General features: G+C 39.3%; 10 protein-coding genes. 4 read left to right on the forward strand and 6 right to left on the reverse strand.

From position 1 onward, the window contains the following. Positions 1-40 precede the first annotated feature (40 nt). From ACRRSQ_RS09590 to prmB, 5 genes are all read right to left on the reverse strand, one after another. Positions 41-1,102, reverse strand: coding sequence for an efflux RND transporter periplasmic adaptor subunit (locus ACRRSQ_RS09590; protein ID WP_440875514.1), 1,062 nt, complete (start codon positions 1,100-1,102; stop codon positions 41-43). A 9-nt stretch (positions 1,103-1,111) separates the two neighbouring features. Next, positions 1,112-4,255, reverse strand: coding sequence for an efflux RND transporter permease subunit (locus tag ACRRSQ_RS09595; RefSeq protein WP_440875515.1), 3,144 nt, complete (start codon positions 4,253-4,255; stop codon positions 1,112-1,114). A gap of 167 nt (positions 4,256-4,422) precedes the next feature. Then, on the reverse strand, positions 4,423-5,601 hold the full coding sequence (locus ACRRSQ_RS09600) for an MFS transporter (protein WP_440875516.1): 1,179 nt from the start codon (positions 5,599-5,601) through the stop codon (positions 4,423-4,425). Positions 5,602-5,604: 3 nt separating this feature from the next. Then, on the reverse strand, positions 5,605-6,696 hold the full coding sequence (gene aroC, locus ACRRSQ_RS09605) for a chorismate synthase (RefSeq protein ID WP_440875517.1): 1,092 nt from the start codon (positions 6,694-6,696) through the stop codon (positions 5,605-5,607). A gap of 5 nt (positions 6,697-6,701) precedes the next feature. Next, positions 6,702-7,640 (reverse strand): 50S ribosomal protein L3 N(5)-glutamine methyltransferase, encoded by a 939-nt coding sequence (prmB, locus tag ACRRSQ_RS09610; RefSeq protein WP_440875518.1) that lies wholly within the window; start codon positions 7,638-7,640, stop codon positions 6,702-6,704. 140 nt (positions 7,641-7,780) lie between these two features. On the opposite strand from prmB, the gene smrB reads away from it, so the two are divergent. After that, positions 7,781-8,323, forward strand: a complete 543-nt coding sequence (gene smrB, locus ACRRSQ_RS09615; RefSeq protein ID WP_440875519.1) for an endonuclease SmrB — start codon at positions 7,781-7,783, stop codon at positions 8,321-8,323. A gap of 22 nt (positions 8,324-8,345) precedes the next feature. Here the strand turns inward: smrB and sixA are convergent, their stop codons facing one another. Next, positions 8,346-8,822: a phosphohistidine phosphatase SixA gene (sixA, locus tag ACRRSQ_RS09620; RefSeq protein WP_440875520.1), complete on the reverse strand. Its 477-nt coding sequence runs from the start codon at positions 8,820-8,822 to the stop codon at positions 8,346-8,348. Positions 8,823-9,042: 220 nt separating this feature from the next. Between sixA and ACRRSQ_RS09625 the strand changes: the two genes are divergently transcribed. From ACRRSQ_RS09625 to ACRRSQ_RS09635, 3 genes are all read left to right on the forward strand, one after another. After that, the gene (locus tag ACRRSQ_RS09625) at positions 9,043-11,832 is read left to right on the forward strand and encodes an insulinase family protein (protein WP_440875521.1); all 2,790 of its coding nucleotides are present in this window, start codon (positions 9,043-9,045) and stop codon (positions 11,830-11,832) included. A gap of 151 nt (positions 11,833-11,983) precedes the next feature. Then, positions 11,984-16,525, forward strand: coding sequence for an EAL domain-containing protein (locus ACRRSQ_RS09630; protein ID WP_440875522.1), 4,542 nt, complete (start codon positions 11,984-11,986; stop codon positions 16,523-16,525). A 130-nt stretch (positions 16,526-16,655) separates the two neighbouring features. Beyond that, positions 16,656-17,036 (forward strand): hypothetical protein, encoded by a 381-nt coding sequence (locus tag ACRRSQ_RS09635; RefSeq protein WP_440875523.1) that lies wholly within the window; start codon positions 16,656-16,658, stop codon positions 17,034-17,036. The last annotated feature ends 27 nt before the right edge of the window (positions 17,037-17,063 follow it).

Consider the following 17,063-nt stretch of genomic DNA (forward strand, 5'->3'; position numbering starts at 1 on the left):
GGGGGGCTATTTGCACGCTTATTGGGCCCTTATTAGGCGCTTACTGGATAATCACTTTATCACCGTCAACTAATCGTTCGGCGCCACGAATAGCGACCTTGTCACCATGTTTTAGCGCGCCGCGAATCGATACACGATCGACATTTCCTTTGCCAACAGTAACCGGTAAACGTTGCACGGTATTATTACTTTCCACCTTGACCACATAAGTGGCTTCTTTACGCAAAATTAGCGCATCTCTTGGTACGGTTAAGCTTTCAGTTGCCGCTTGCACTGGCACGGTAATACGCACTAATTGACCAGCTGCCCAGTACTGATTTAAATGCGTTGGAATATCAATGCGCACTTCAAACGTTTGCGAGCGTGGATCCGCGCTCGGTATTTTTGCTGAAACTGGCGCTTCAATCACTTGCTCGCTTGCGCTCAACGTTAGCAAATGCCCTTTATTTACAAAACCCAAATATTTGATTGGAATAAATAAACGCGCTTCTAAATGCTCAGTATCTAAGAACATTAACAAGGTATCGCTACGATTAATATCAGTGCCTGCTCGCACTATTCTCTCTGTTACCACACCCGCAAAAGGCGCGGTAATAGTGGCGCGATTAAGCTGGTCTTCAATTTGCTTTAACTTAAGTTCTGCAATTTCAATATCAGCTTGTGCAAGTTCATACTTAGAGCGATTTTGATCAAGCTGAAATTGCGAAGTGGCATTGGTTTTACTGAGTTTTTGTAAACGATTAAATTCCGTTTTTAAATAATCAACGTTAATCTGTGCGCGTTTCAGTTCAGCTAACTGCTCGGCGCGTTTTAGCTCAAGCGGCAATACATCCATTTTCACTAAAACTTGCCCTTGCTCGATATAGTCGCCCGGTTGTGCAAGCCACTCTAGTCGCCCGTTAACTCCGGCAGTAATTGGAATATGCGAGCGAGAATGTAAAGTGGCATTAAGCTGGGTTGATGCAGCCAAAGACATGGTCAACACCGAGTCCACTTTCACGGGTTTTGCCGGTGCTTCTGCAGCTATTGCCAACCAGCCACAACAGGTGAGTAAGGTCGTTATCGTAATTTTCATTAGCTGTTGATTAAACGTGTTTTTCATTAAATTCTCCTAAAAATTACTGACACTTCTGGCGTTGTTAACCGGCAAGTTAGTCACTGTCGTATTATCTGGTGTGCCACTTGGTGGCGGAATATCTTTGCTTGAACCAAAGTGTTCACCAAAGCGCAATAAACTTGGAAACAGCACTAAAGTAAATAAAGCACTTACTGTCATACCGCCAACAATAACGGTAGCAAGTCCACGGTATATTTCACTACCAACGCCTGGCATTAACATCAATGGCAACATACCAAATAAACTGGTCAGTGTACTCATATACACAGGGCGCGCTCGAATGCGCACCGCTTGCGCAACAGCCTGCTCTCGGTTTAACCCTTGTCTTTGCGCCTGCCTAGTTTGATCCACCAATAAAATGGCATTATTCACCACTAAACCTAATAAAATAATAAAGCCGATCATGGTGAGTAAATCGAGCGATTGATAGGCAAAAACATTCAAAATATTTAACCCTATCACACCACCTGCAACCGCCAATGGCATCACTAATAATACCAATAAACTGTCTTTAGCTGACTTAAATAATGCCGTCATTAGTAAAAATAAAATCACTAGCGCTAAAACGAAGTTCTTTATCATGTCATTAATAGCAGATGCCATTTTATTAGCGTTGCCGCTTAGAATTATAGAAGCGTCTTCTGGTAAATTGCCTTGCATTTTCGGCAAAACTTGTTCGTTTAGTATCACAATTGCTTCTTCTAACGACATGGTTGCCGGCGGCGAGACTTGAATACTGACCGTACGTCTACCGTCAACTCTTAATAACTGTGTCGGCCCTGCCGTTCGAGTAATTTCGGTTAACTCGCCAATGGTTTGAATACCAGCAAGTGGCGAATACATTGGCAATGAGGCTAATTCATCTGGCGTTTGCCACTGCTCGCCACGTAAAATCACGTTTACGCGATCGTTTCCGTCAAAATATTCACCGATAAACAAGCCGCTAGTATAGGCGCGCACAGCATCGGCAACTTCGTGACGACTTAAACCAGCTTGGGTAATACGCTGATCTTTGGGGATTAGATTAAGCTCAGGCTCAGACAAGCTCAAACTTGGTCGTGGAAATGCCGTGGTACCTGCCATGGTTTCATTAATAGCGTCTAAGCCGGTTTGCGCAACCGCCATTAACGCTTCGATATCGGCGCCTTGAATATCAATATCAATAGTTCTGCCATTGCCGCCACCGGACACATTAATCATTGAGCCGCGAAATAAAAATATCTGCGTATCAGGTAAGTCAGCTAAGACTTTAGTGCGCACTTGTGTCATTAGCTCTTCTACCCGCGTTGGGTCGGCTGCATAAACAAAACCACCGGTATTACCCGAGCCATTCGAGTAAAAGTTATAGCTTTTAATTTTAGGTTGTTTTTCACCGGCTAAATAAGGTGCAAGACGCGCTTTAACTAAGGTTGCCATTTCATGTTCAATGAAGTCGACATTGCCACCAGGTGGAATGTTTAAACTATAGAAAAAGCCATCGATAGGCGCTCTGGGCATAAAGTCAGTTTTTGGCATCAGCACCACAGTTGTCGCAAGTGAGCCGCCAAGTAATAGCGCGATCCAACCAATCCTTTTACTACGGGTATTGGTGAGCGCCATAACAAAGTTGGTTAGTTTTTGCCAAAACTGACCAAACGGGTCGATATCATTTTCTTCTTTTAGCCAAAACTTACTGGCGATAGGTAATACAGTTATAGCCGCTACTAAGGAGGCAATGACTGCGATTGATAAGGTTAGCGCCAAATCAGAAAATAGCTGCCCTTCAATGCCTTCCATAAACAGTATCGGTAAAAATATCGCGACACTGGTTGCCGTTGAAGCAAACAAAGCGCCACTGACTTCCATAGTGCCTTTCATCACCGCTTTATGATTATCAAGCCCTTGGCTGCGCAGGCGAACAATATTTTCTTGCACGATAATCGCCGCATCAAGCACTAAACCAACCGAAAAGGCAAGTCCTGCCAGTGAGATCACGTTTAAGCTTCGTTCAAATAAACTTAAAGCAACAAAAGCGACCAAGAGTGAAATTGGAATGGTGGTGGCAATAATTAAGGTATTGCGCATGCCTCTAAGAAACAGCCATAAAATACCTAACGCCAATAACACGCCAAGCCCTAAATTATTTTGTACCAATTTTAACGCATTACGAATATGCACCGACGAGTCAAAGCTCAAATCAATGGTTAAGCCCGCCGCTTTTAATGGCCCTTCATTAAGCTCTTTAATGGCAATATTTATTTCATCAAGCAAGGCAACGGTATTGGCGTCGTTTTGGCGAATTAAAGTAAAGTAATAAGCAGGTTGGCCGCTGCGCAAACTAAAGCCTTGGCGGTCAACTAAGGTATTTTCAACCGTGGCGACATCTTTTAAATAAATAGGTCGCTCGCCGCTATAACCAATGATCATTTCTGTTAAGTTTTCAACGCTATATTGGCCTGAAAATCTAACCGTATATTGACGACGACCAACATTGGCAACACCGGCAGAAACATCACTTGAGCGCGAAATGGTGGTGCGGATATCGTTAATCGACAAACCTAACGAAGCCGCGCGAATCGGATCAAAGGTTACTCTTAATTCTCGTGGCCGGTGGCTAGCAAGATTCACCCGTCCCATGCCGGGAATACGGGCAAAGCGCGGTTTAACCACATCTTCAATAAGTTTTTGATACGTACCTAAATCTTCAATGGGATTATCTGGCAAGGTTTTGATCATTAACGAGGCGGTATTCGGGCCGCCTCGACCACCGCCAGCAGAAACTACCGGTTCGATAGCGTCAAGCGGTAACGGCGGCGCTTGGTTAAGATTATTGATGACATCAAGCATGGCTTTTTGCATATCGGCGCCAACATCAAAAGTTAAAGTAATGTTGCCAAACCCTCGGCCAATATTGGTGGTAACCCGTGTTACCCCTTGAGTATTTTTGACGACATTTTCAAGCGGCTCGATGATCACCGACTCAAGCTCTGCTGGCGCTGCGCTGCGCCAGCCAGTGAAAATATTAATTTGGGGTTGTTCAATATCGGGAGTGAGTTGAATAGGAAGCTTAAAGACGCTGAGCAAACCAAACACCATGATCAAGGCAACAATCACAATAATGGCAGCAGGATTTTTTAATGCAGTACGGGTAAAATTCATTTTATCTTCTCATTCATGCAACTCATTTCAGTATAGAGATGGATTAAATTTGAAGAGAATATAAATAGGTCAATTGAAGTAAAAATAAGATGAAAAGCAAAATCGCAATAATTACTTACAATTCGCTACAATTTTATACAAAGGTAAAAGCTGCACTAAAAACGGAATTAACGATTAAGCAAAGCAGTTGATTTAGCTGGAATAAGTAATGCGAACAAGGTACCAATTAACGCCGCAACCGCTGCGATATAAAAGGCTAACTGCCCACCTTGTCCATCAAGCCATACTAAACCTGTTACATATGCGCCAATGGCACCACCAACACCATATACGCCGCCAATGTAAATCGCTTGTCCACGATTTTGCTGATTATGATTAAAATGGCGATGCAAAAATTGCATTGATGCACTGTGATACAAACCAAAGCTAAAGGCATGCAATATCTGACTAACAGTAAGCAGCCACGCGATATCACCAACACTGGCCACTAAAAACCAGCGCACAATGGAAATGGCTAAACTAAAGACTAATAAACTTTTTAAACTAAAATGTTGAAATAAGCGCCCAGCAAAAATAAACACAATAATCTCGGCGATAATACCGATGCCAAGCATCAAGCCAACAGCGTAAGCTGGATAATGTAAATCTCTTAAATAAAGCGCAAAAAAATTATTCAGCGGACCAAAACTAATTTGTAATAACAAGCCGGCCAAGAAGAACATCACAAAGCGATAATCATAGAGTTTGTTAAAAATGCTTTCACTACTTGTCTGGTGCACGGTAATTAAACGCCGCTGAGTTAATTGCATTGACGAGATAAAAAGCCCAAGCAAAATCACCATGCCAATGGCAATATAAACCTCGGCGCCATAACGCTCAATTAATTCGCCCGCTAACATCGCAAAGGCAATAAAACCAATACTGCCCCACAAACGAATACGTGCATAAATTTTAGGGCTACGACGAATTGAGGTTAAGGTTAATACTTCAATTTGCGGCAATATTGCTGTCCAAAATAAACTAAACAATGCCAGTGATATTAATAATGGCCAATAACCATCTAAGAAGAATAAGAAGAAAAAAGCGAAGCAGGCGAGAAATGCGCCAAGGCGGATAATAGAAAGTTGCTTGCCGGTTTTATCAGCAAGCACAGCCCACAAGGTTGGACCAAATACTTTGGTGGCGGTAACTACAGCTAAGATCTCACCAATTTCGAGCGAGGTAAAACCACGGCCATCGAGAAATACCGCCAGATAAGGCGCCATTAAGCCAATTACCGCAAAGTACCAAAAATAACTAGACGATAACCGAACAAATAATGGCGAGAACATTATTGTAGATGACAAATATTATTTGGTAATAATAGGCGTTTCACAAACAACGTCAGCGTTTTGCGCGCGATGACGTAAGTAATGATCAACGAGTGTCAAAGCTAACATAGCTTCGGCAATGGGCACTGCGCGAATACCAACACAAGGATCATGACGACCTTTGGTTACGATATCGGCCGACTCACCTTGTAAGTTTACTGTTTTGCCACTTACGCCAATGCTTGACGTTGGCTTTAATGCTAAGTGGGCAACAATATCTTGACCTGATGAAATGCCCCCTAATACGCCACCGGCATGGTTGCTAGCAAAACCTTCAGGTGTTAACTCATCACGGTGCTCAGAGCCTTTTTGGTTAACAACTTCAAATCCATCGCCAATCTCAACGCCTTTGACCGCATTAATGCCCATTAAGCCATGAGCAATTTCTGCATCTAAACGATCAAAAATAGGCTCACCTAAGCCAACGGGTACGTTTTGAGCTACTACGGTAACTTTGGCGCCAATTGAGTCTTTACTGCGAATAATACCACGTAATAATTCGTCTAATGCTTCAAGCTTGCTTTCATCAGGAAAGAAAAATGGGTTCTCTTCAACAATATTCCAATCAACAGTATCTGCGGTAATATCGCCAATTTGGCTAACATAACCTTTGACTTCCATGCCAAATTTAGCTTTTAAGAACTTTTTGGCAACCGCGCCAGCAGCAACGCGCATTGCGGTTTCACGTGCCGATGAGCGTCCACCGCCACGGTAATCACGAATGCCGTATTTTTGCCAATAGGTGTAATCTGCATGTCCGGGTCTAAAGGTTTGCGCAATATCGCCGTAATCTTTAGAGCGCTGATCGGTATTTTTGATCACTAAACCAATGGGTGTGCCAGTGGTTTTACCTTCAAATACACCCGACATAATTTTAACTTCGTCAGCTTCACGTCGCGCAGTGGTATAACGCGACGTTCCAGGTCGCCTGCGATCTAAATCGACTTGTAAATCAGCTTCACTGAGTTCAATGCCAGGAGGACAACCATCAATGATGGCACCTAAACCTAAACCGTGGCTTTCACCAAATGTGGTGACTGTAAATAATTTTCCGAAAGTATTGCCTGACATTTTAATTAAATTACCTGTTCATTAAAAATTGCTGAATATTGTTCTAATTGTGCTTTAGTAAGCATAAACACGCCATGACCACCACGTTCAAATGTTAGCCACGTAAATGGTACCTCTGGATAAACAGATTCCACATGAATTTGTGAATTACCCACTTCACAGATCAAAATACCATTGTCATTTAAATGCTCTGCACTTTGCGCCAAAATTTTACGGACGATATCTAAGCCATCATCCCCGCACCCTAACCCCATTTGCGGTTCGTGCAAAAACTCATTTGGCAGCGCATCAACGTCTTCTTGATCGACATAAGGAGGATTTGTAACAATTAAATCATATTTTAGGTAGGCGATCCCAGTAAAAACATCAGACTGAATTGGAATAACTTGTTCTTCAAGCCCATGGTTTTCAATATTTATTTGCGCCACATTTAGCGCATCAACCGACAAATCAAGCGCATCCACTTCCGCTTCAGGAAAATAATGAGCACACGCTATTGCGATACAGCCACTGCCGGTACATAAATCAAGAATACGTTTTGGCGGGTTTTGCTCACTGATCATTGGACTGAATCTATTTTCGATTAATTCAGCAATAGGTGAACGTGGCACTAATACTCTATCGTCAACATAAAAAGGCATACCCGCAAAAAATGCTTGATGAGTGATGTAGGCCGCAGGAATACCTTCTTTAACACGACGCTGAATAAATTCAAGCACGGTTTCTTTTTCATCATCAAGTAATCGACAAGCAAGAACAGTGTCAGTTAGCTCTGTTGGCAGGTTTAAGGCAAACATTACCAGTGCAACGGCTTCATCCCATGCGTTATCAGTACCATGACCAAAATATAATTCATGTTGATTAAACTGACTGGTGGCAAAGCGTAAATAATCGCCAACATTGTGCAGCTGTTCTTTAATTTGGGTGATGTTTAATTCACTCACTGCTTTTCCTACTGATAGATAATAATGAAAAATTTTATCATTGAATGAGCAAGAACGTTATTGAATTTGTTTTTTATTTTGTTCTTTTTAGTCCGCGTTCAACACTATAACTTCATTTCGCTAACGGATATAATGCCCAAATGAAATTTAAAGACGCATTATCTAGCCAAGAAAAACAGTTATTCAAAGATGCCATAGGTAAGGTTAAACCTTTGGTACAAGATACTGTGCAGCACAATAAAAAAGTGACGAAGCAAAAAGTCACCTTGTCAAAAGAGGCAAAACAGCACGCCAGCTTTTACTTTTCAGACGAATTTGAGCCCGACTTAAGCCAACAAGGGCCAATGAAATATGTGCGCGATGGCGTTGACAGTTTTTTAGCGAAAAGTTTAAGACGGGGTGAATACGCACCTGACTTAATTCTGGATTTACACGGTTTAGACCAACAACAAGCAAAAGCTGAATTAGCAGCCTTGTTATTTGCTTGCCAAAAAGAGCATGCCCACTGTATTTGTATTATTCATGGCTTAGGTTCAAGAGTATTAAAAAACAAGGTGCCGCACTGGCTAGTGCAACACCCTGACATTATGGCGTTTCATCAAGCACCACTTGAATGGGGCGGCAATGGCGCAATTTTAGCGTTAGTTGAATTAAAAGATAAATTTGCTAAAAGCGAGTACTAGAACGCCATTACTTTGCTAGTGGCTAGCAAATATCATCAGGGGCGATAAGTTGTACTAACTGCCCTTTCATGCGCTTTAAGTCGTAGTCAATGTGCGCGATCGCTGCGGTTTGAAAAATTGGCGCATTTTGCTCTATGGTCAACTCTTCCACTAAAAAGCTCACTAAAGGCATGTGTGAAACCACCAAAATATTATTCATTTTTTCAACGCTGCAAACGCCATCAAGATAATCATGAAATTCTTGCGCTGAGCCTTCTGGTGTGATCATGTTTAAGGTGTGTTTTATTGGGCTAGCATCTAATTGCGCAAGCACTGCGTCACATGTTTGTTGGGCACGTAAATAAGGGCTAACATAAACATGTTCAAGTTCAGCTTGGTTTTGTTGCAACCATTTAGCCATTAAACAGGCTTCTAACTTTCCTTGCTCGGTCAAAGGCCTTTGTGCGTCAGAGTTACCGTGTATTTGAGCTTGACCATGACGCATTATAAAAAGTTGCATTAAATTCACCTAAGATCTGCAATTAGATAATTTTCCCCATAGTGTATAGCAAATTCTCGCAAATAATAACCTTAGTTAAGAATAATTGGACTCAAGTTATTCCTTAGGGTAATTTAAGGTCTATGCTTAATTTAAGTGATTAAATTACATACACCTAATTCAAATTCGTCCTTGTCAATTTGCTGTTTTCATTGTGCCAGATAAATAATAGGAGCCTCAGTTGAAGCAAAGTCCTAACGACAGCAAACAATATCAAACACTCACCTTGAGCAATGGTTTGCGCGTTTTACTGGTTCACAATGAACAAAACAATAAAGCTGCGGCAGCGTTAGCGGTGAACGTGGGGCATTTTAGTGACCCTGAACATAGACAAGGCTTAGCGCATTTCTTAGAGCACATGCTTTTCTTAGGCACGGAAAAATACCCAGACGGAAGTGAATATCAAAAATTTATCAGCCAAAACGGTGGTCATCACAATGCGTGGACCGCAACCGAACATACCTGTTTCTTTTTTGATATAAGTGCACAAAACTTTGAACAAGCGCTCGATCGCTTCAGCCAATTTTTTATCACCCCATTATTATCACAAGCCTTTGTTGAGTCTGAACGTAAAAATATTGACGCTGAATTTAAACTTAAACTCAAAGATGATATTCGACGTTTATACGATGTGCACAAAGAGACGATCAACCCTAACCACCCTTTTGCGAAATTTTCAGTAGGTAGTAGTGAAACATTAGGCGATAAACAAACGGGGTCGGTTCGAGAAGAGCTCTGTCAGCTATTTAATGATTATTACTACGCACAATACATGACCTTAGTATTGGAAGGCCCTCAATCTATTGCTGAACTAGCTGACTACGCAACACAATATTTTGCTGACATACGTTCAACAGCAACAGCCTTACCATGTTTTACCGAGCCGTTATATTTACCTGAGCATCAGCAAAAAATCATTCACATAAAACCGGTAAAAAACGATCGGCAGTTATTGATGAGTTTTGCACTACCGTGTATCGACCATTTGTATCAACAAAAACCTGAATCACTGATTGCTTATTTATTAGGTTATGAAGGTCGAGGCAGTATTTTATCTTTGTTAAAGCAAAAACAATGGGCTGTCGCGTTAACCGCAGGTTCAGGTATCAACGGTTCAAACTTTAAAGATTTTAATATTAGTATTGCGCTAACCGAATTAGGTGAACGTCATATAGACGATATTGTAGAAATATTTTTCAGCTTTGTGGCTTTGATAAAAAACAACACTATTGGAAAAGACTATTACGATGAAAAACAAGCAATTGCTGAACTTTCGTTTAATTACCAAGAAAAGCTAAGTCCGCTAGATAATGTCAGCCAACTTGTTGTTAATATGCAACATTATATGGAAGAAGATTACATATACGGCGACTATAAAATGCAAGGACTTAAGCAAGAAGACTTTGATGAATTAGTCAGCTTACTCTCACCTAACAATATGCGCTTATTGCACATTAGCCATGCCAATGAATTTGACCAAACCAGTAAATGGTACAAAGTCCCTTATCGCGTCAGTCAAATTGAACAAGATAACATTGATCGTTGGTTAACCCCTGCGATATTCAAGCAACTTTTCTTACCCATTAAAAATCCATACATCGTAAAACAACCACAAGTTTTACCGTTAGAAGACAAGCAGCTGAATAATAAGGCCAAAACTCCCACGCTGATCAAACAGGAAGACGGGCTAAATGTTTGGTTTAAACAAGACAGTACATTTAAAGTACCTAAAGGGTATGTTTATGTCGGCATGGATGCGCCGATAACTATTAAAAACGTCACAAATATTGCAATGACGCGCTTATTTGTTGATATTTATACCGATGCTATTACCGAAGATTATTACGACGCTGAGTTAGCAGGTATTCACTACCATATATATTCTCACCAAGGTGGCTTAAGCCTACAACTTTCAGGTTTAAGTGAAAAGCAAGGCGACTTACTCGCTAAACTGTTGGTTAGTTTAAAAAATGTTTCTTTTGACGAAAATATATTTACGTTACTAAAAGCTCAACTGCTTAATAAATGGCAACATACTGATAAAAGTAAATCGATTTCTCAGCTATTTTCAGTACTCAGTTCAACGTTACAACCAAGTAACCCGAGCGCGACTGCGCTTTATGACGCGTTAAAAGAAGTTAGCTATCAGCAATTTATCAGCTTTGCCGAACAAGTCTCGAAACAGGTATCGCTCGATATTCTTATTCATGGTAACTGGCATCAGAAAACCGCCCTTGCGATGAGTGAAACAATAGAAAACTCCCTTCAAGGCAGTAGCGGTGAGCAATATAAGGTTGCCGTTCCGCTTATTGATATTACTTCAAAAGGTGAGCTTTGTGTTCCTATCGTATTGCCACAGCATGATCATGCAGCTGTGCTGTATTATCCACTAAATGATAAGTCACCACTTACCATTGCAAAAACAATCGTCACTAGCCAATTATTGTCTCCGGCTTTTTTTCAAGAAATGCGTACCGAAAAACAATATGGTTATTTAGTGGGTATCGGTTACGTACCAATTCACAACTTCCCAGGTATCGCTTTTTACATTCAATCACCACATACCGAAGCACCTGCGCTGGCAAATGCTATGGATGAATTCATTAATAATTATCAAACCTTATTGGCAGAGTTTTCTGAGCACGAATGGCAGCAACTACAACACGGTTTGGCTGGGCAATTGCAAGAAAAAGACACCAGTTTACGAATACGAAGCCAACGATTTTGGGCGGCGATTACTAATGGGGATAACCTGTTTGATCATAAACAACAAGTTATTGATGCCCTGTTGTCACTCGAGTTTAGCGATATTTTATCTTTTATTGAAAAAAACTTAGTCAAACAAGCAAACACTGATCGACTCAATTTACTTTCATTTGAAAGTGACGATTTATGCAATAAATTCAAAGGTGAAACACAATCTGTGACCAGCATTGAAGAAATTACAAATAATTTCGAAAGAAAATATTAAACCTGCCGATACAAGTGTACCGTTAAATTATTTGACTTCGTCTACCTATCACTTTTAATATCGGTAGATTATAAAAATAATAAGCAATATAGGTACAACGTCATTCATTACCTGATTGTGTCGTAACTATTAAAAACGCAAGGTTGTATTAGTGTATTTATCACTATTCAAAAAATGTCACCAACCAGTAAAATATATAAGAGCCTTAGCGCTCTTTTTTCTGTTTTTTAGCCAATTATCTTTTGCTGCATTTTCAAACCAAGAACAACTAAAATTTAAGCACTTGTCAATCAACGACGGTTTGTCACAAAGTTATGCCTATAGCATTACTCAAGACGCTGAAGGCTTTATTTGGGTCGCGACAGAAGACGGGTTAAACAAATACGACGGTGAGAATTTCACCCAGTACCGACATAACAATACAGACCCCTCATCCGTTGCAGATAACTTTATTCGAAAAGTTTTCGTCGATAATAACAATACTTTATGGGTTGGTACTCAAAACGGTTTAAGCCGCTACGACAATGTTCACGACAACTTTGAAAGCTTTACCAATGTTAATGGCGATAATAGCTCACTAAAAGATAATGTCATTTGGGATATTTACCAAGACAACGCAGGTAAAATTTGGGTATCGACTCAGTCAGGCTTGCATATTTTTAATAAAGATAAAAAGAACTTTAATCGTGTTCACGTTGAAGGACTAGACGAGCAGTTAACTGAAATAAAAACCATTTTCCAAGATAGCAACGAAAACTTTTGGCTCGGCACCTTCGAAAACGGTATCTTTTTAGCTAATTCAGATGTCACCACAGCTGTAGCTTTAAGAAATGATAATAACTGGGGATTAACGTTAAAAGCTAATACCTTAAACGATATGCAAAAAACTGGTCAATATTACTGGCTAGCAACCGACAATGGCGCTTATGTCATTAGTAAAGAATACAAAATTCATAAACACTACACAGTAAATAACACACCGAACTCTCTTATATCAAATAAAGTGCGTAACATAGAGCACCTCAGTGGTTCTAAATTTTTTATCGCTACAGAAGATGGCTTAAATATTATAGATTTACATACCGACAAAGTTTCAACACATGTAAGCAAGAGCCACCCTAAAGCAATTTCTGAAAACTGGATTTTAGATATATTTAAAGATTCTTCAGGTGTTTTTTGGTTTGGTACATACGGTAAAGGAGTCAATGTATTTAACCCAGTCGCCTTAAAGTTTCAACATAAGCTGTACGACATAGAAAGTAATATGATTGATGCTTTTACTGAAACTCCTGACGGAAACGTTTGGTTTTCTTCACAAACTTCTGGCTTAAATTATATTACTCCCAATAATTCAATTATTACATCTCCAACACAAATTGATGACAGCATTTTTCAAATGCAAGCAGGTAGTGATAACAATATTTGGATGATTTCTCTTTCAGGTTCCATGTATAATTTTTCCAGTAAAGACTACAAGTACAAAGAAATTACGCAGTGGAAGGAAAAGTCAAATTACGACAACAACTACTTATTTATCGTCTTAGATAATTTAATATGGTTTATCGACAACAATGGAAAATTAGCAAGCTTTGATAGCAAGTCCAACAAATTTAAAACTTATATTTCACCAAATAACGACAAATTTAAAGGATTAACTAAAGATAACGGTAATATTTGGCTTGTATCCCAAAAACACAAAACATTTAAATTTAACATTGAATCAAAGACATTTATTGCATCGAGTTCAAGCCGTTTAAACTCTTCAAATTTAGGTACCGTAACTAATATAGTCATCAATAAACATTGGGTTTGGCTACTTTCCGATCAGGGAATTATTCTATTTAACGAAAAAAATAATACAACGACAGTATTTGATGAAAACAATAACCTCTCAAATAACTATATAGCTTCTTTACTAACCGACGAGAACGATAACGCTTGGGTTGCTACCAACAGAAGCATTAGCGTAATTAACCCAAACACCAACACAGTACAGAATTTTGATAATAGTTTTACAAATTCAGACAATGAATTACTTAAGAATTCCGCCTTAAGATCTAAAAAGGGTAACTTTTATTTTGGAGGTATCAATGGCTTTTATCAGTTTAAACCAGATGAAGTATTAAAAGTTGAACAAAAATTTTCTTCTCCAATATTCACTAAGCTGTTAATAGCAAACAAAGAAATAAAAGTAAAATCATCTCCGAAAAACAAAAAAAATACGTTTAGTATTAATAAACAGCTGAATAGCATTAACAAACTCGTACTAAAACATCAGCAGTCACCTTTTAGTCTAGAGTTCATATCGCCTAATGCGCGCCTTCCAGAACAAATACGGTATCGTTATAAATTAAAAGGGTTAGAAGAAAACTGGATAGAGTCTGGTATCGATAATAGAAGAGCAACCTATACAAATTTAAGCCCAGGTAATTATACATTTGAAGTACAAGTGTACGATATTCATCAACCTAACGAGCTTAAAACTCACTCAATTAATATAAATATCTTGCCCCCTTGGTGGCTATCAAGTAGTGCGATAGTGGTTTATACGTTAGTGTTTTTACTTGTCGTGGTATATATCCTTCAGCAGTTGCGCCATAAACGTTTGTATCATTTACATATTAAACAAAGTGAAGAGCGCCTTAAATTATCACTATGGGGTAGTGGCGATGAAATGTGGGATTGGAATATCGTTACTGGCCGTATTTATCGTTCAAACATTTGGGGGATTCTTGAATTCCCTCAAGATGGTCGAAGAAACGGTGGTTTAAATGAAGATGGTACTGAAAAAACCAATATCCACCCTCATGACATTCCTCGTGTTAAACAAGCGTTAACCGATCATGTGGAAAGTGACTCAGAATTATTTGAAGTTACCTATCGTGTTAAAAATAAAAACAACCAATGGATCTGGGTACTCGATCGCGGCAAAGTTGTTGAGCGCGATGAAAATGATAAACCAACGCGTATGACAGGTACCTTAAAAGATATTAGCCAAATAAAAAAAGCGGAAGAAAGTTTAAAATTATTTGCAAAATGTATTGAAAATATCTCGGATGCCGTTGTTATATACAACCGACAATTTAATGTGGTTGATGTTAACAAGGCTTATCAACGCATTACCCAGAAAACCAAATCAAGCATGATAGGCAAACAGTTAAACTTTTCCCGTTATTCTGAGCAATTTACCCTAAATGTCAAAAAGCACTTGATTACCAAAGGTAGCTGGCATGGTGAAATAGAAAGTTACCGCGGTAATAATGAAGCCTACCTTACCGATTTAAATATCGATATTATTCGTGATGAAAACAATAATATTTCTCACTTTGTTGGCGTTTTTTCAGATATTACCAAGCGCAAAGAAACCGAAGCCGAACTAAGAAAACTTGCCAGTTCAGATACATTAACAGGCTTACCAAACCGCTCTTATTTCCAAGCTAATCAAACACGACTCGTGCGCAGCAAAATACCACATGCTTTGTTGGTATTTGACTTAGATAACTTCAAAAAAATTAACGACTCTATGGGGCATGAAGTTGGCGACATTTTATTATGTAAAGTGGCTGAGCGCATTTTAACGATTGGGCGTAAACAAGATACCGTCTACCGTTTAGGTGGTGATGAATTTAGTTTAATTATTGAAAATACTAACGATATTCATACTATTACTTCGATAGCAAAAGAAATATTACGCACCGTTGCACAGCCATTTAAATTGAAAAATCAAGAAGTGGTACTTTACAGCAGTATTGGTATTGTCTTGTACCCTGAAGATGGTGTCAGTTCACAAGAGCTATTGAAAAATGCCGATACAGCTATGTATCACGCTAAAGATTCTGGCGGTAATAAGTACCAGTTTTTTAATGAATCGATGAATAAAAAAGCGGTAAAACGCTTACAAGTAGAAAACTTAATACGACACGGTTTAAAAGAAGACTTATTCTCAGTGTTTTATCAGCCTAAGATTGAAATATCGACCGGTAAAATCGCGGGTATGGAAGCCTTAGTTCGTTTTGAAACACCAAACAAAGGCATAATCAGCCCGCTGACCTTTATTCCTGTGTCTGAAGAAACAGGCCAAATTATTGACATTGGTGAAACGGTTTTACGTAAATCTTGTTTTGCCACTAAACGCTGGGTTGATGAAAAACTATTTGATGGTCGCATTGCCGTCAACCTTTCCGCAGTGCAGTTTACTCAACCTAACTTGGTTGAAATGATCAAAGACATTTTAAGAGAAAGCCAATTACCTGCCAAATACCTTGAATTAGAAATTACCGAAGGCACAGTAATGGACTCTCCGCAGCAAGCAATCGATACCATGTTACAAATACGAAAAATGGGTATTCATTTATCGCTTGACGATTTTGGCACAGGTTATTCATCGCTAGCTTACTTAAAGAAGTTCCCACTGAATACATTAAAGATAGATAAAGCATTTGTTGATGATATTGAACACTCAGAGCAAGGTAGAAACATGGTGGCAACCATTGTCACTATCGCACATAACCTTGACCTACAAGTAGTTGCCGAAGGTGTAGAAACCAATCACCAACTTAGCTTTTTAGCGGGCTTGCGTTGTGAGCAACTACAGGGCTACTTATACAGTAAACCACTGCCAGAAACAGACTTTAAAAAGTATTTAATTTCACATCAAATTACCGACAAATCTACGTCATTTAGTAAAAGGTAACTCTGTCAATTTACTGACATTTTTTCTTTATTATGCTGCTAAGCCTTATTATATAAAGCTTTAACAATTTTGGCACAAAACTGGCTATATCCTTGTTGAATATATTTTAATAACAACAAGGAAAAAACTAATGCTAAGTTCTCTTATCTTATCAATGGCAATGTCAACAACTCCTGCAGCTGATGTTAATAATCTAGATGTTGAACAAGTTGGTCGAAATCGCGGTTCTGTTCGTATTAGCAGTCAATTAGACAGCGAAGAAGTTGGCCGTAATCGTGGCTCAGTTCGAATCAATGATAAGTTAAACACTGAAGAAATTGGTCGCAATCGTGGTTCTGTGCGCATCAACAATGAATTAGATAGCGAAGAAATTGGTCGCAATCGTGGTTCTGTTCGTATTAACAATGAATTAGATAGCGAAGAAATTGGTCGTAATCGTGGTTCTGTTCGTATTAACAATGAATTAGACAGCGAAGAGATTGGCCGCAATCGCGGTTCTGTTCGCATTTAGGAGTGATTATGATTAACTTAATTAAAG

Source organism: Thalassotalea sp. PLHSN55 (genome assembly GCF_052030545.1).
Classification (GTDB): domain Bacteria; phylum Pseudomonadota; class Gammaproteobacteria; order Enterobacterales; family Alteromonadaceae; genus CANMXU01.